The organism is Mitsuaria sp. 7, assembly GCF_001653795.1.
Lineage (GTDB): Bacteria > Pseudomonadota > Gammaproteobacteria > Burkholderiales > Burkholderiaceae_C > Roseateles.
In genome coordinates this window covers 1019803-1035658 of sequence record NZ_CP011514.1, presented here as the reverse complement: position 1 = coordinate 1035658, position 15856 = coordinate 1019803, and the positions used below count along the sequence as shown (strand labels likewise).

The following is a 15856-nucleotide window of genomic DNA, read 5'->3' as shown; positions in this document are numbered from 1 at the left end:
GGCTCCAGCGTCGAAGGCGACATGCCAACGGATCGACCAGAGAGGTGGGCGAGATGTTCAACTCACGACGAAGGGACGTGCGGCCATCCTCACGGATAGGCCCATCTCGCCCATGACCGAATGATCAAAGGCCCGACGTCAGTCTCAGAACCGGCGCCAGCTTCGTTGTGGTGGGTTGAAGCACCGGAGTCCATGCTCCGTCCGATCGGGACTTCGATCTCTGATCTATATCAAAGACTTCGGGCGATTCGTTCCTTGGTGGGAATGCGGGGGATGGACTCCCACCTTTGAGGGTCAGGGCTTGCTGTCTTCGCCGATAGACCAGCTCTGGGGTGATCCACGCTTGCAGATCGTCCGACGCTTCTTACGCTTCGTCGCTCGACCGTTGCCGCCATGGAATGGGCGGAAGAGAGTCGACACTTTCACCACGAAAGCACGCATGGCTCTGCGCACCTGTTTGGGCCTCGCCGCCCTGACCCTCAGTTCGCTGGTCATGGCTGCGAACGTCCAAGTTGCCGAAGGCGAACTCGGCGGCGCGACAGCCGGCAACGTCGACTCGTTCAAGGGCGTACCTTTCGCGGCGCCACCGATCGGCGACCTGCGCTGGCGCGCACCGCAACCGGCGCTCGCTTGGGACGGCGTGCGGGATGCGACTCGGTTCGGGCCAGCCTGCATGCAGGGCGGTCAACCGTGGCCGATCGGGACGCCCGTGGAGCCACAGAGCGAGGACTGCCTCTATCTCAACGTGTGGCGGCCGTCGGGCGTCGCGGCCAACGCCCGCCTGCCCGTGATGGTCTGGATCCCCGGCGGCGGCTGGACGGACGGTTCCGGCTCGGCGCCCTTGTACGACGGAAGCCGACTGGCAAAGCGCGGCGTCATCGTCGTGACGCTCAACTACCGCCTCGGCGCGTTCGGCTTCCTCGCCCACGAAGCGCTGTCGCAGGAGAACGCCCAGGCGAGCTCGGGCAACTTCGGTCTGCGCGATCAGGTGGCGGCGCTCCGCTGGGTGCGCGACAACATCGGCGCGTTCGGCGGCGACGCGGCGAACGTCACCCTGTTCGGCCAGTCCGCGGGCGCGATGTCGGTCAATCTCCTGACCGTATCGCCACCGGCGCGTGGGCTGTTCCGACGTGTGATCGGCCAGAGTGGCGCGGTCTTCATTCCGCCCGCGATGGCGGGCGGCGACGCGTTCCGTCTCAAAGGCGCTCAGGCCGAAGGGGCGCGCTTCGCGCAGGCGCTGGGCGCATCCACCCTCGAGGCGCTTCGCAAGGTGCCCGCCGCTGCCATCGTCCAGGCACAGCGGGGCTTTTCCTTCCACTTCATCCTCGACAACGAGATGCTGCCGCAGGAGCCGTGGGCCGTGTATGCCGCAGGCCGGCAGGCGCCAGCCGACATGTTGATCGGCTGGAATGCCGACGAGGGCCAGCTGTTCATCGCCGACAAGCAGGTGACGGCAGCGACGCTGGAGAAAGGAATCGCCGAAATGATCGGTGAGTTTCCTGCGTCGCTGCGCCCCTGGTACCACGCCAGGACCGACGTCGAGGCTCGCGCCGCGCGGGCTGCGTTCGAAGGCGACCTGCGCATGGGCTATGACACCTGGACATGGATGCGCTTGCAGGCGCGCACGGGCCAGGGCAGCGTCTTTGCGTACCGCTTCAATCAGCAGCCGCCCGCGCGCCCGGGCTCGCCGTGGTTCGGCCTTGGCGCAACGCACGGCGCCGAACTGCCTTACGTGTTCGATGCCCTCACCGTCCAGGGCTGGGCGTCGCATCGCGCCGACCAGCGCCTCGCCACTGCGATGGCTGACTACTGGACCAACTTCGCCAAGACCGGGAATCCCAATGGGGCAGGTCTGCCACGTTGGCCGCGCTACGACCCCAGCGCGCCCGGTCGTCCGCCGCAGGTGATGCTCTTGGGGTCAAAGATTCAGCCGGTGCCGGAGACCGGCACCGGACCTTTGCAGGCGATGGATGCGCTGTTTCAGGCGGTGCGCGGCAGAGATGCCGTTGCAGAGCCTGATCACTGAGGCTAGGGCTCGACTCTACTGATCGCAACTCGCGAGAGGGTGCTGCGCGCACGGTCGGGCTCATCGGGGCCGAATTCGTTCGTCTGGCGTTGAGGTTCTCAACGAGTCCGAGGTTGATAGGCCTGCCGAGTGATCGGCGCCGTTTGACCGTTTTGCAGCAGAAGCGGACCACGCCAGCGACCCTCCCGGACCGCGTCATCCCGGGATTGAAGCCCGCGTGCGACCGCTTGGGATCGGCCCACCGGTCCCCAATGGCTTATCCTCGTTTGAGCGCATGAGCGCCGTACCAGATGGAACCCGTGCCGCTTCTGCCGGATTTTTGGTGCCATGGTCCGGTTAGCGAAAAGAAAATGCTGTGAATCTTTAACGGCTTCCGACGAGCCGGCCTAGCCGTGTTATGCGGAGGGCGGCAATGTTGGGGCGCAGGACTGTCGCCCTACAACACGTTAGGCGCAACATGCCACCACTTGGCACCAATATGAAACCTTCGATGTCCATCCGATCCATCGTAGCGGTCGCGTGCGTTTTCCTTGCCCATCCGCTCGCACTGGCTCAGACACACACACCTGCCTCTTCGATCTCACTTGCTAAGCAGGCAACCCGATGTTCAGTCGTGTTTGGCATGGGAGCCGCAGCCGAGCGGAGCGCGGACGCAAAGGCCGATCTTGAAAATCTTCAGCGTTCCCTTATGCGCGTCGCCGCAAAGCTTGGCGGAACACATACATCAATGGAGGGCTGGCTCCAAGAGTTTGATGGCGAGTTCAAAAGCGCCACTGCGCTATCTGAGGAATCAGGCAAGAGGATGCGAGAGGAAGCGTTCATGCCCCGGCAGATTGACATCTGTAATGGCTTCCTTCGGGAACATGGCGCCAAACTGGAGGGCTTACTCCGTCAATGAACACAAACGGTAAGCCTGCCGAGCCGCATCCGGCGCCTAACCTTTCCTTCAAGCGGACTACAGAAAGGCCAAGGCCATCTGGTTCTGGCAGATGACATGAAGCGCGCACTGTTCGCCGTTCTCGGCGCGGTCCTGTTTGCCCTCCTGTCCTACGGGCTCGTGGAGCTCTTCGCGCTCTGGTACGGGCCGCGCTACATCAGGTCCGACTCCGACATCGGGGACGCGTTCATGGGCGCGCTCGCCTTCATGTTGGTCTGCATGATCACGGGCGGCATCGTTGGATACAGGTGGGCGAGTCGACGCTCTCGCCTCTGAGAGACGGCTGATCAGCGCGAGGTGATCAGCTCACATGCTCGCCAGCACGATCATCAAGCTGTAGAGGACGATCGCGCCCCCGGCGATGAAGAGCAAGGCCACCGTGCGCCACGCCGCGGCGCCGACGCCGAGCGCATAAGTGCCGCGCAGCTGCGCGAACATGTGCAGCGGTGGCACCACCGTCGCGAGCAGGACCGCCACGCCGACGAAGCCGAAATACCCGCAGATCGCTACAGCGCTCATCAGCAGCGCCATCGCCGACAACGAATAGAGCGAGAACACGGCATGGTCGAACATGCCGAAGCGGCGCCGGGACAGCATCAGCAACCACAGGAACGGCAGCGAGATCGGCATCAGCAGGAACGCGAACTTGGCCGCCGCGCCCTTGATCTTGTAGAGCGCGAGTTCCTTGTTCTCCAGCGCATGCTTCATCTTGCGATCGAAGGCCGGTATTCCGGACGTCCCTTCGATCTGCAGCATCGGCCCTTGCGCCTCGCTCAGCGCGCGGTCGATCCTGCCGTCGACACCGGGCGCGGCCAGCCAAGGCAGATAACGCGTCAGCGAAGCACGGACCTGCTGCGCGGCGGCACGCGCGGCCTCGGGGTCCTTCGCGGCTTGCTGGGGGTCCAGGAACAGCTGCGCCTGCTCGATCCCGACCACCTCCGCACGTTGCTCGGCAATGGCCGACTCGACGCGGCGACGCGACGCATCCCCTGCAGGCATTGCGGCCAGTTGCGCCTCCAGCGCGCCCAGCTTGGCGCGGCTGGCCTCCAGCGTCTGATTCAGCTTGGCGAGCTGAGCCTGATTCAGGTCCCCGCCGACCGTCACGGTCGGGCTGGTCAGCGAGAACACGAGGAACATCAGGAAGAGCAGGAACAGCAGCAGCGCCAGCGGCGAGACGTAACGGACGCGTCGGCCGTCGATGTACTCCCGCGTCAGCTTGCCCGGCTTCAGAAGCAGCATCGGCAAGGTGCGCCAGGCCTTGGTCTCGAAATGCAGCAGGCCGTGCAGCAGCTCCTCCGCCAGATGCGCCAGCGAGCGGTGGACGTGGCCGGCCTGGCCGCAGCGGTGGCAGAACGCGCCTTGCAGCGGCGCGGCGCAGTTGGCGCAGGACCCGTGCACAGGCCTGGAGGCATCGGCCTCGGCGCCGCTGCCTCCGGCGATCTCCTGAGCAACGGCGGCTCCCACCAGCATCTCGCCGGCCGCCTCGACTTGGCTACTCATGGCACCCCACCCTGACGAGCGCCGCAACGCGGCCACGGCGGGGAGTATCCCCTCCGCTCCCCGTCTCAAGAGGTCGGCAAAACCCGCCGTTGCCGGCCTCCGATCTGTATCAAAGCCTCTGGCGGTTCAGCCCTTGCAGGGCCTGCGGGGGATATGCCCCCACCCTTGAGGGTCAGGGCTTGTTCGTGCGTTCTTGAGCCCAACGTCGCTCGACGTCAGGTTCACCGTCACCGAGATCTACGACGTCTTCCCTTGCGTGAGGATCTGGTCCCTGTACGCGCGCCACTTCTGCAGGCCGCGTGCGGGGTCATCGGACTGTTCCAGGAAGCTTCCGTCGCCCACATCAATGGCTTGGCAGTCCATCTGCTCACAGAGCAGCAGAATGCCATCCACGACGGCGTCGCCCGCACGTACATGCAGGCCGAGGCTTTGAACTGGATCGTCCGTGCCCACGTTGAACTCGATCGAGCCCAACACACTGTCAAAAATGCCCCAGTGCGGATCGGTCCAATCGGTTTCAGGGAAGACCGCGGTGACGGCGCCTTGAACTTCTTTCAGCGACCCCAAGTCGGATAGCCGCTCGTCATGCGGGATCTCCTCTAACGTTCGGTACCTCTGACTGAACTTGAACAGTGACACGTCCCACGCCATGGCGACTCCAGTGGTTCAACAACACCTGGACGCGTCTGACGCATCCGCTCTCTCGGACATTCTGGCTCATGGCCGGGTTCCCTCCCACAGCTCACACGCCCGACGAGCTGGCCGCTACCGTCACTAGCCAAGAGTCATTTGCACCCACTCCGCCGACCGGGCAACATGGGCCGTTGGCCGCCGGACTGTCCCGCGGCGCCTTGCAGGGAGCTTCACATGGCACGTGCCGTCGTTCCTGGTCCTCTCGGGTTGGACGTCGCCCGGTTGATGTCCGATCCGGGCACGAAGTGGATTGGCGACTCGCCCCGCCCGGGGCCTGTCGGCCTGGACGCGTCCGCCGGCGACAACTGGCTGCTCGTGGCCGCCGACTTCACGCCGCCGGCGAGCGCCCCCTACGTGCCCGCGCCTCAGAAGCCCATCGCCACGCCCGACGGCGAAGCCCGCGGGCTCACGACCGGCGAGATCGCGATGGCGCGGCTCGTGTTCAAGGACTCGCTCGACTACACGGCCATCAAGGTCCACAAGGACGAGTACCTGCCCTTCGGACTGCAGCCCGACAACACCGCCATGACGCCCAACGGCGAGATGTACTTCAACAAGAGCTACTTCAAGGAAGACTTCTCCCAGGGCGACGACGGCGACAAGCACTGGTTCATGCACGAGATGGTCCATGTGTGGCAACACCAGCTCGGCTACTGGGTGCGCCTGCGCGGCGCGATCCGCATCGGCCTGTCCTACCAGTACGAGTTGAAGTCCGGCCAGACCCTGGGCGACTACAACATGGAAGCCCAGGGCGACCTGCTCGCCGACTACTTCGCGCTCAAGCACCTGAATTCGCCCGACGCCATGAGCCAGCGGCAATACGCGAAGAACCTGCCCCTTTTCGAAGAGGTGCTCAAAGCCTTCATCGCCAATCCCGCCGACAAGGCCAACCTGCCCTGAGCCCATGACGTCCATGAAGTCGATGACACCGCTCAAGCCGATGAAACCGTTCAGGCCGATGCAGCCGCTGCTGCTGCTCGCGCTGTCCGCCTGGATCTGCTCCGCCTGCGCCACCTCCCGCCGCGGCGAGGCCGAGGTCCGGATGGAAGGCGCCAAGCCCTGCTTCACGCTCACGGCCAAGGAAGCGAAGCGCGATCCCGGCGTGAGGCTGCAGGCGGTGATCGTCTCCGATGCGTCGTCCAAGCCGGTGACCAAGGTGTGGTCCATGAGCGTGGATCCCGCGCAGGGCGCACCGATGTCGAACGCCAGCTGCATCGCCTATGGCCAGATGCCGCCCGGCGCGGAGACCAGCACGCCGCCGGCCCCGTTGCAGCCCGACCGCGTCTATCTGGTCTATCTGAACGGCCGCCCTTCGGATCCGTCCGATCCGACGCATGGCTACGGCGCCAAGTTCTGCCTGGCCGCCGACGGCGCGCAAGGTCAACGGCTGGTCCCGCTGAAGCCCGGTTCCCGCGAGTGGATCGAAGAGGTCTGCCGATGATCGGGGGACGCGTCGCGCGACTCCTCCCTGCCCTGCTGTTCGCCATCGCCGGCAGCCACGCCGGCATCACCCACGCCGCCGACTTCTACGGCGACCCGAACTCCGAAGCCCAGAAGTGGGTGAAGGCCCATCCGTCCGACGGACGCGTGAACGACATCCGCGACCGCATCGCCAGTCAACCAGCCGCGCGCTGGTTCGGCGACTGGACCGCGGACATCGGCGCGGACGTCGCGAGCTACGTCGGCAAGGCGGCCGCCGCGGGACGCACGCCCGTCCTCGTGGCCTACAACATTCCCCAGCGAGATTGCGGTGGGGAAGAGAGCAGCGGCGGCGCGGCGTCGGCCGCGGCCTATCGCGACTGGATCTCGACCTTCGCGTCCGCCGTGGGCGCGACACGCGTCGCGATCATCGTGCTCGAGCCCGACGCGCTCGCGGACCTGGGCAGCGCGAAGTGCGACAGCCTCCGGACCACGCGGCTGTCGCTGCTCGCCTATGCCACCGGACAGTTCAAGAAGAAGGCGCCGCTCAGCAAGGTCTATCTCGACATCGGCCACAGCAGCTGGCTGTCGGCGACGCAGGCCGCGGATCTCCTCGGCCAGGCCGGTGTCAAGGACGCTCGCGGCTTCTCGCTGAACGTTTCCAACTTCAAGACAACCCTGACCGAGACCACCTATGGCAAGGCCATCGTGGCCGAGCTCGCGAAAGACGGATTCGGGACGAAGACCTTCGTCGTCGACACCAGCCGGAACGGGAATGGTCCGCCGCCTGTCTACGAAGGCAACTGGTGCAATCCGTCGGCGCGCAAGATCGGCGTTTCGCCCTCGGTCTCGGCCGCCGGGGAGTCTCCCGAGATGCGCCTGTGGCTCAAGAACCCCGGGCTATCGGACGGCCAGTGTGGCTCCAGCGCGGCGAAGGCGGGGACCTTCGATCCCGAGCTGGCCTACAAGCTGATCCACGGGTACTGACCGGCGCCTCAGCGCATCACCTTCGCCAGGTGGCTCGCCATCATCCCGGCCGTGATGCGCGCGACCTCCTTGGGCTTGAGGCTCTCGTCGAAGAGCATCTCCACCGTCGCGTAGATCAGCTCCACGACGATCCGGCTCGCGAGCTTGAGCTCCGCGCGCCTGGCCCCCGGCAAGGCCTTCACGAGCAGCCGCGTCTGCGCCTGGGTCACCGCCGCGTGCGAGGTCAGCCGCACCTCCTGCAGCGCGGGCACGGCCCGCATCGCCCGCATGATCCACACGCCCGCGGGCGTGTCGCGCGTCGCCGCATAGGTGTCCAGCAGCAGCCCCGCCAGCGCCTCCTCCAGCGCCGGCACGCCGGCCCGCACCACGTCCACCGACATCCACTTCGCCACGCATTCGTTCTGGCGCTGCATCAGGCGCTGCCCGAGCTCGAAGAGCAGCGCGTACTTGTTCGGGAAGTAGCGGTACAGCGCCGGCGGCGACAGCCCCGCACGCATGCAGACCAGGTTGGTGGAGAGGCGCTCCACGCCGACCTCGATCAAGGTCTGCGCCGCCGCTTCGAGGATGCGCTCGTAGGTCTCGGTGGCGCGCTGCTGTGCGGGCAGCTTCTTGCCGGCGAGCGCTGGCGCGGTCACCGCGTCCGTCACGGAATCCGGTGTGGCATCCGGCGCGACGTCCGGTGCGAGAGCGGGATCAACCCCGGCACCGCGTCCGGCTCGGACCGATGACACGGCTTCCAGCGCGGAGGCCGGAGCAGGTTCGGATGTCTTGCGGCGCGGCATGGTCATAGGCGTGGGCGGGCGTGAGCGCTACGGGATTCTTCCAGGGTTGGCGAGCACCCCGGAAAGATAGCCATGACTATAAGATCTCCGCTCATCTTCCAACGCATGGTTTGCGCCGAGATGAGCACACTTCCCTTCGCGGATCCCGCCACGGCTTCGTCCTCGATCAGCACCCGCGGCGCGCAGCGCCTGGCGATCGCCGTGGGCTCGGTGGCCCTGTTGATGCTCGGCCTGCAGCCGCTGCTGCTGGGCGCGCTGCTCGAAGCCGGTCATGTGACCTTGGAAGGCGTCGGCCTCGTGGCCATGGGCGAGATCGTGGCCCTGGGCCTGGGCGTGCTGATCGGCGATCTCGCGCTGCCGGTGCGGTCGCTGCGATCCATCACCGTCCTCGCGGCGCTGGGCGCGGCGGCGTTGAACCTCGTGACCATGCGGGTCACCGGCGATCTGGCGGTGGGCCTCGTCCGCGCGGGCGCCGGCGTCGCCGAAGGCCTGATGGTCTGGAGCACCACCGCCGTCATCGTCCGGGCCGCCGTGCCCGAGCGCCTGGCCGGACTCTTCTTCGTCGTGCAGACGCTGGCGCAGTCCGTGCTCGGCCTCGCGCTGGCGCACCTCGTCATTCCCGTGTCCGGATGGCCCGGCGGCTTCGCCGTGCTGGCCGGACTCTGCGGTCTGGCCGCCCTGCTCGCCCTCCTCTTCGCGCGGCCGCTCGGGCCGCTCACGCCCACCGTGAGCCAGGTCGGCATCGGCATGACCTGGACCCGTCCGCGCATCGGCACGCTGCTGGTCGTCTTCCTCCAGCTCGCCACGCTTGGCGCGCTGTGGGCCTATGCGGAGCCGCTCGGCACCCGCAGCGGCTTCTCCATGCTCGCCGTCCAGACCCTCATCGCCGCGGGACTCGGCATGCAGGTCGTCGGCGGCAGCGTCGGCACCTGGCTCGTGCGGCGTCTGCCGGTGCGGCCCACGCTGGTGGGATGCGCTGTCGTGCTCGGGCTCAGCGCCCTCGGCATCGCGCGGACCGGGCCCGGTGACACCAGCGCCTTCGCCGCGCTCTGCGGGCTGTTCACCTTCACCTGGTTGTTCATGCTGCCCTTCCAGATGGCGCTCGCCTTCCGCGTCGACGGCAGCGGACGCGTGGCGTCGCTGGTGCCCGCCGCCCAGCTGTTCGGCAGCGCGTTCGGACCGCTGATGGCCTCGCTGGTCGTCACCGGCGACGAGGTCGCGCCCGTGCCGTTCGTGGCTGCCGGCTTCGCCGTGCTCGCGAGCCTCGCGTTACCCCTGACGCGCGCGCCCGCGCGGCCCGCAGCGGACTGAGCGCTGCCACCGCCGCTGGCCCTCACCCCTGCCCTCTCCCGCAAGCGGGAGAGGGAGCAAGAAGGCTTCAGTACTTTGACGGCGACCTAAGTCCGGCGAGCGCGGTCCGCCAGGGTTTCTCCGCAAATCAAATTAGATAGTCATCGCTATACCATAGCCATCACTATCCAATTGACGCGAGGGCAAGTCCCTCCGGAGAGGACGCGATGGCCGCTCGACAAGCCCTTTCTCGACGAACCGCGGTCGCGGCACTCTGCACCGCGCTGTTCCCGTGCATGGCACTGGCCGTCGGCCCGGATGACGCCAAGGGCCGTTGGCTGAGCGCCGACGGCGGCGCCGTCATCGAGTTCAAGCCCTGCGACGACAAGCCCACCGCGCTGTGCGGCCGCATCGTCTGGGACAAGGATGCCGGCAAGGCCAACGACACCTGCGGCATCCAGATCGCGCAGTTGGACCGCTACGAGAACGAGGCCTGGCGCGACGGCTGGGTCTACGACCCGCGCGACAAGAAGAAATACAAGGGCGCCCTGCGCGTGAAGAGCGGCGACCTCTACATCCGCGCCTACATCGGGACCGAGATCCTCGGCCAGACCGAGCAGATGAAGCGCGTGGCGGAGCTGCCCGCCACCCCGGTCTGCAAATCGTGAGCACCGGCCAGCCCTGAACACCAGAACGAGGAGACACGAGATGAACCGCAAGACCGCCGCGCCATTGGCCCTGTCCACCCTGGCCGCGCTGGCCACCGTGACGACGCTCATCGCCCTCTTCCCCCTCGCCGCCCGCGCCGACGAGACCGGCACCGCCACGATGGGCGTCGAGACCGAAGTGAAACTGCTCTCCGACCTGCGCAACCGCGGCGTGTCGGACTCCGGCCGCAAGCCGTCGCTGCAGCTGGGCGTGCAGCTCGCGCACGAGTCCGGGATCATCGGCCTCGCGCAGCTGTCCACCGTCAGCAAGAAGGCCTTCACCGACGGCGACGGCGTCAACCTGCTGCTGGGCACCGGCTACCGCTTCGGCGATCCCGACGGCTGGCACTTCGGCGTGGGCCTGGCCAAGGAGTTCTTCCCGGGCGCGAAGTTCGATGCGCCGCACGGCATCGACATGGAAGCCGGCGTGCCGGTGGACTTCCGCCGCACCCGCTACGACACCGCGTACGCCGTGATCGAGATCGGCTGGGGCAAGCTCGAAGGGCGCATCCTCAACGTGCTCTCGCGCACCTATCGCGGCGCGGACACCGGCGGCGTCTGCGGCCAGATCCTCGTCGCCGGCGTCGATCCCACGCCGGCGCTGGAGTGCTACGCGCGCGGCGACCAGAACTCGCGCGGCAGCCTGCTCTACGACCTCACCTACCGCCATCCGCTCACGCCCACCACGACGCTCAACCTGCACGCGGGCACGCAGAAGATCCGCCACTTCAAGGAAGCGGACTTCAGCGACTACTCGATCGGCGTCACCCACGTGCGCTGGGGCCTCAACTTCACCGCCGAATGGGTCGCCACCAGCACCCATCGACCCGAACTCTTCATGATCCCCGACGGCGACGGCTGGAAGCGCCAGGACAACAACACGGTGGTCGTGTCCGTGTCGCGCAAGTTCTGATGACGTCTCCGGTTCCTCCGCCCCGAGCGTCCTCGCCGACGTCGTCGACCTCCGCGGCCGCATCAAGCTCGCCGCTGGTGCTGGCGGTCGATCTCGGCACCAGCGGCTGCAAGTGCGCGCTGGTGAGCCTGGACGGCGAGGTGCTGGCCTGGGCCTTCCGCCCCGTGCCGCTGTTCGTCGAAGGCGCGCGGGCGGAGCAGGACCCGCAGGCCTGGTGGCAGGCCTTGCTCGATGCCGCAGGCGAGGTGCTCGCGCCGGATGCGGCGCGGCGTCGGCGCGTGTCGGCGGTGTGCTGCTCCACGCAGACCGAGGTCACCGTCTGCCTTGGCCGCGACGGACGCGCGATCGGTCCCGCCTTCAGCTGGCTGGACGCGCGCGGCGCCGCCGCGATCAGGCGCCGCCTGCGCGGGCGCTGGCTCAACATCGAGGGCTACGCGCCGCTCAAGCTCTGGCGCTGGCTGCGGCTGACCGGCGGCGCGCCGTCGCTCAGCGGGCGCGACGCGGCCGGCCACATGGCCTACATCCGCGATGAGATGCCCGCCGTGTACGACGCGACGCGCTGCTTCCTCAACGCGCTCGACTACCTGAACTACCGCCTCTGCGGACACATGTGCGCGACGCAGGATTCCATCCTCACCAGCTGGGTCACCGACAACCGCGACCCCTCGCGCATCCGCTACGACGCGCGGCTGATCCGCTCGCTGGGGCTGGACGCCGACAAGCTGCCGCCCATCGTGCGTTCCACCGACGTGCTGGGGCCGCTGCTGCCCGACGTCGCCGCCGCGCTGGGACTGCCCGCGTCCACGCCCGTCGTCGCCGGGGCCGTCGACACTTCCGCCGTCGCGGTCGGCGCCGCCGTGCCGGACTTCGAGACGCACCTGTACCTGGGCACCTCCTCCTGGCTGGGCGCGCACGTGCCGGACATGCGGACCGACGTCCGCCACAAGATCGCGGCGGTGCCTTGCGCGGTCGATGGGCGCTATCTCGCGCTCGCGCTGCAATCGACGGCGGGGGCCAACCTGTCCTTCCTTCGCGACCGCATCCTGTACCACCCCGACGAACTGGCGTCCGACGAGGAACACCCCGCCGTCTACGAGCTGCTCGACAAGATCGCCGCGCGCGTGCCGCCGGGTTCGCGCGGGCTGATCTACACGCCGTGGCTCTTCGGCGAGCGCACGCCCGTCGACGATCCGCTGCTGCGGGCGGGACTGATCAATCTCTCGCTGGAGCATTCGCGGGAGGACATCTTCCGCGCCTTCCTGGAGGGCGTCGCGCTGAACACGCGCTGGATGATGGAGCCCTTCGCGCGGCTGCTGGGGCGCTCGCCCGGCACGATCGCGGCGGTCGGCGGCGGCGCGCAGAGCGACGTCTGGTGCCAGATCTTCGCGGACGTCACCGGCCAGCCGATCCGGCAGCTCGATCACCCCATCCAGGCCAACGCGATCGGCGCGACCTTCCTCGCCGGCATCGGCACCGGCGCGCTGCGCTTCGGCGATCTCGCGGCGCTGCGCCGCACGCGCCGCATCTACGAGCCGGCGGCCGATCTGAGCCGTCTCTACAGCGACAGGTTCGAGGCGTTCAAGGAGGTCCAGCAGCGTCTGGCGCCGCTGTACCAGCGCATCAACCGCGCTCCGGCGACCGCGGCGGTGCCAGGTGTTGCCACCGGCACGGCGGCAGGAGCCGCGACATGAAGCACGAGATCGAGCGCCGTCACGTGGTGCAGCTCTGCCTGCGTCTGTCCGAGCGCGGCTACTTCGCCGGCACGGGCGGCAACCTGATGCTGCGCATCGCCGACGACCTGGTGGCCGTCACGCCCTCGGCCACGGACTACCTCGTCATGCGGCCGGAGGATGTCTGCGTGCTGCGGCTGTCCGATCTGGCGGTGGTCGACGACGCGAGCGGCGGTGAGCGCCATCCCTCCGTCGAGACCGGCCTGCACGCCCGCGTGCTGCGCGCGCGGCCCGACGTCGGCTGCAGCATCCACACGCACCAGCCGCTGGCGAGCGCCTGCGCGCTGATCGGTCAGGCGCTGACGGTGCCCGAGGCGATGCAGCGCTGGCTGGGCGCCGAAGTGCCGGTCGTCGGGTATGCGCCGTCGGGGACCGCGTGGCTCGCAGGCAAGCTCGCCAAGGCCGTCCGTCCGGACCGCCAGGCCTACCTGCTGCGCAACCATGGCATCCTGTGCTGCGCCGCGGACAGCGCCACCGCGCTCGAAGCCGTCGAGCGCCTCGAGACCCTCGCCCGCGACCTGCTCGCGGCGCGCATCGACGAACGCACCCGTCGTGAGCCCGGTCTGCGGGCCGTGCTCACCCCCGTGCGCGATCTGCTGCTTCATCTCAAGAGACCGTGATGTCGACGATTCCCACCGCCCTGCCCTCCTGGCCCGACACGCACGCGCTCTACGAGCGCTTCGCCGCGCTCGTGAACCAGCCGATGCGGCCGATCCGTCCGGACGCGATGCCCAAGGTGCTGCGCTGGTTCGACGACCACTGCGCCGGCTCGAAGCGGCTCGCGGAGCAGGCCGCCACCGTGATTCCCGGCGGCGTGCAGCACAACCTCGCGTTCAACCACCCGTTCCCGCTGGCGATCACGCGCGCCGACGGCGCGCACCTCACCGACATCGACGGCAACCGCTACATCGACTTCCTGCAGGCCGGCGGTCCCACGCTGCTGGGCAGCAACCCGCCGGCCGTGCGCGCGGCTGTGCACGCGCTGCTCGACGACTGCGGCCCGGTCACCGGCCTGCTGCACGAGTACGAGGTCAAGCTCGCCGAGCTCGTCTGCCGCCACATGCCCGGCGTGGAGATGCTGCGCATGCTGGGCTCCGGCACCGAGGCGGTGATGGGCGCCGTGCGCCTGGCCCGCACCTTCACCCGGCGCCAGCGCGTCATCAAGATCGGCGGCGCGTATCACGGCTGGAGCGACCAGCTCGTCTACGGCATGCGGCTGCCGAAGACGGGCCGCATGGAAGCGATCGGCATTCCGCGCGGCGCGACGGCGCACACGCAGGAGTGCCTGCCCAACGACCCGGAAGCGCTGCGCCGGCTGCTGCGCTGGAACCGCCTGCGCGGCGGCACGGCGGCGGTGCTGCTGGAGCCCTTCGGCCCGGAGAGCGGCACGCGGCCGGTGCACCGCGAGTTCAACGCGCAGGTCCGCGCGCTCTGCGACGAGTTCGGCGCGCTGCTGATCTTCGACGAGGTGGTGACCGGCTTCCGCGCCGGCATGGGCGGCGCGCAGGCCTACTTCGGCGTGACGCCCGACCTCACGGTGCTGGGCAAGTGCCTGACCGGCGGATACCCGATGGCAGGCGCGATCGGGGGCAGGCGCGAGATCATGATGTCGCTCGTCGGCGGCATCGGGACGACCTCGCGGCGCGCCTTCGTGGGCGGGACCTTGTCGGCGAATCCGCTCAGTTGCGTGGCGGGGTACCACTCGCTGCTCGAGGTGGAACGCACCAACGCGCCGGCGGTGGCAGGCCGGGCCGGCGAGCGCCTGCGCATCGGCCTGGAGGAAATCATCCGACGACGCGGACTGCCTTACGTGGCCTACAACCTCGGCTCCATCGTGCATCTGCAGACCTCGGGCGTGCTGCTGCTCGACACCAGCAGCCTGTGGAAGCTCATCAAGGTCAAGGACGAGGCCAAGCGGCGCAAGCACATGATGGAGGAGATGGGAGCTGCGTTCACCGCGCACGGGTTGATCTCGGTCGCGGGCAGCCGGCTCTACACGAGCCTGGCCGATACGGATGACGTCATCGACGATGCGCTCAACCGCTTCGACGATGTGATGGCGTTGGCATGAGCGACGACACGCTCCGCGACACGTGGCTCAGCCTCCGGCAGCGGCTGCTGGCGCGCGGGCTCATGCCGGGCGACTCGGACAGCCTCTCGCTGCGCGATCCCGCGAGCGGGCAGATGGCGTGGGGAACGGCCACGGACGCATCAATGCGGTCGCTGCCGCTTGCGCCTGCCGAGGGATGCGGCACGGGCGCGGTGGCGCTCCACCGGACGGTCTATTCGGCTCGCATCGATGTGTGCGCAGTGCTCGTCGGTGGAGGCCCGTTCTGCCGCCAGATGGCGGCCTTCGGCGGATGGATGCCGGCGGTCTTCGACGAACAGATCCGGCAGCTGGGTCACATGGCCCACCCGACCAACGACCTGGCGCGTCTGCCCGACGCGCTGGCCGACGGCGGCAACGTCGCGCTGCATGCAGGACAGCTTCTCGTGCTCGGGATGACGCCGTCGCGTCTCGCGCTCAACGCGGAGCTCTTCGAGAAATGCGCGAAGGCCTGGGTGCCGGCGACGGCCGGCGGCGCGAAGCTGCGCACGCTGCCGTGGATCGTGCGTCATGTGGCCAACGGCAGGCTCATGAAGGAAGAGGCGCGCGCGCAGGAGCAGGTGCGCCAGGGACTGAGGCCCGAGGAGACGCGCGGGTACTAGACGCAGCGAGCACTGCGGCGGCCGCTGGCCCTCACCCCCGCCCTCTCCCGCAAGCGGGAGAGGGAGTCCGATCGGGTCTCCTCGCAGCGCCTGCTCCTCTTGCTCCCTCTCCCGCTTGCGGGAGAGGGTGGGGGTGAGGGCCAGCGAACTCGGCAGTAAACCG

General features: G+C 68.3%; 16 protein-coding genes. 13 read left to right on the top strand and 3 right to left on the bottom strand.

Going from position 1 to position 15856, the window contains the following annotated elements; translation table 11 throughout:
- Positions 1–439 precede the first annotated feature (439 nt).
- From ABE85_RS04585 to ABE85_RS04580, 3 genes are all read left to right on the top strand, one after another.
- Positions 440–2026 carry a carboxylesterase/lipase family protein gene (locus tag ABE85_RS04585; RefSeq protein ID WP_082938318.1) on the top strand — a complete coding sequence of 529 codons (1587 nt, stop codon included), beginning with the start codon at positions 440–442 and terminating at the stop codon, positions 2024–2026.
- A gap of 490 nt (positions 2027–2516) precedes the next feature.
- Entirely contained in the window at positions 2517–2924 is a 408-nt protein-coding gene (locus tag ABE85_RS27350) for a hypothetical protein (RefSeq protein ID WP_157521926.1), read from the top strand.
- A gap of 96 nt (positions 2925–3020) precedes the next feature.
- Positions 3021–3239, top strand: a complete 219-nt coding sequence (locus ABE85_RS04580) for a hypothetical protein (protein ID WP_067270442.1) — start codon at positions 3021–3023, stop codon at positions 3237–3239.
- Positions 3240–3269: 30 nt separating this feature from the next.
- On the opposite strand, the gene ABE85_RS04575 is transcribed toward ABE85_RS04580, so the two are convergent.
- A complete protein-coding gene (locus ABE85_RS04575; RefSeq protein ID WP_082938317.1) occupies positions 3270–4463 on the bottom strand; it encodes a DUF3667 domain-containing protein in 1194 nt (397 codons plus the stop codon).
- A 237-nt stretch (positions 4464–4700) separates the two neighbouring features.
- Positions 4701–5114, bottom strand: coding sequence for a hypothetical protein (locus tag ABE85_RS04570; RefSeq protein ID WP_067270437.1), 414 nt, complete (start codon positions 5112–5114; stop codon positions 4701–4703).
- Positions 5115–5330: 216 nt separating this feature from the next.
- On the opposite strand from ABE85_RS04570, the gene ABE85_RS04565 reads away from it, so the two are divergent.
- From ABE85_RS04565 to ABE85_RS04555, 3 genes are read left to right on the top strand one after another with little or no spacing between them, the layout of a single operon-like run.
- Positions 5331–6056 carry a hypothetical protein gene (locus ABE85_RS04565; protein ID WP_231993228.1) on the top strand — a complete coding sequence of 242 codons (726 nt, stop codon included), beginning with the start codon at positions 5331–5333 and terminating at the stop codon, positions 6054–6056.
- A 4-nt stretch (positions 6057–6060) separates the two neighbouring features.
- Complete coding sequence (locus ABE85_RS04560) at positions 6061–6597, top strand: hypothetical protein (protein WP_067270434.1); 537 nt, start codon at positions 6061–6063, stop codon at positions 6595–6597.
- Complete coding sequence (locus tag ABE85_RS04555) at positions 6594–7562, top strand: glycoside hydrolase family 6 protein (RefSeq protein WP_067270431.1); 969 nt, start codon at positions 6594–6596, stop codon at positions 7560–7562. The genes ABE85_RS04560 and ABE85_RS04555 overlap by 4 nt, the downstream gene beginning before the upstream one ends.
- Before the next feature lie 8 nt (positions 7563–7570).
- Here ABE85_RS04555 and ABE85_RS04550 read toward each other — a convergent pair whose 3' ends face one another.
- The gene (locus ABE85_RS04550; protein ID WP_067281859.1) at positions 7571–8209 is read right to left on the bottom strand and encodes a TetR/AcrR family transcriptional regulator; all 639 of its coding nucleotides are present in this window, start codon (positions 8207–8209) and stop codon (positions 7571–7573) included.
- Positions 8210–8464: 255 nt separating this feature from the next.
- Here ABE85_RS04550 and ABE85_RS04545 point away from each other — a divergent pair, with 255 nt between their 5' ends.
- The 7 genes from ABE85_RS04545 to ABE85_RS04515 all read left to right on the top strand — a co-directional run bounded on the left by ABE85_RS04545 (position 8465) and on the right by ABE85_RS04515 (position 15693).
- Positions 8465–9655: an MFS transporter gene (locus ABE85_RS04545; protein WP_157521924.1), complete on the top strand. Its 1191-nt coding sequence runs from the start codon at positions 8465–8467 to the stop codon at positions 9653–9655.
- A 206-nt stretch (positions 9656–9861) separates the two neighbouring features.
- A complete protein-coding gene (locus ABE85_RS04540; protein WP_067270428.1) occupies positions 9862–10302 on the top strand; it encodes a DUF2147 domain-containing protein in 441 nt (146 codons plus the stop codon).
- Positions 10303–10342: 40 nt separating this feature from the next.
- Complete coding sequence (locus tag ABE85_RS04535; RefSeq protein WP_082938316.1) at positions 10343–11254, top strand: TorF family putative porin; 912 nt, start codon at positions 10343–10345, stop codon at positions 11252–11254.
- The gene (locus ABE85_RS04530) at positions 11254–12945 is read left to right on the top strand and encodes an FGGY-family carbohydrate kinase (RefSeq protein WP_082938315.1); all 1692 of its coding nucleotides are present in this window, start codon (positions 11254–11256) and stop codon (positions 12943–12945) included. The genes ABE85_RS04535 and ABE85_RS04530 overlap by 1 nt, the downstream gene beginning before the upstream one ends.
- Positions 12942–13604, top strand: a complete 663-nt coding sequence (locus ABE85_RS04525) for a class II aldolase/adducin family protein (protein WP_067270425.1) — start codon at positions 12942–12944, stop codon at positions 13602–13604. The genes ABE85_RS04530 and ABE85_RS04525 overlap by 4 nt, the downstream gene beginning before the upstream one ends.
- A complete protein-coding gene (locus ABE85_RS04520) occupies positions 13604–15055 on the top strand; it encodes an aspartate aminotransferase family protein (RefSeq protein WP_067270422.1) in 1452 nt (483 codons plus the stop codon). Before ABE85_RS04525 ends, ABE85_RS04520 begins: the two co-directional genes overlap by 1 nt.
- Positions 15052–15693, top strand: a complete 642-nt coding sequence (locus ABE85_RS04515; protein WP_067270419.1) for a hypothetical protein — start codon at positions 15052–15054, stop codon at positions 15691–15693. Before ABE85_RS04520 ends, ABE85_RS04515 begins: the two co-directional genes overlap by 4 nt.
- The last annotated feature ends 163 nt before the right edge of the window (positions 15694–15856 follow it).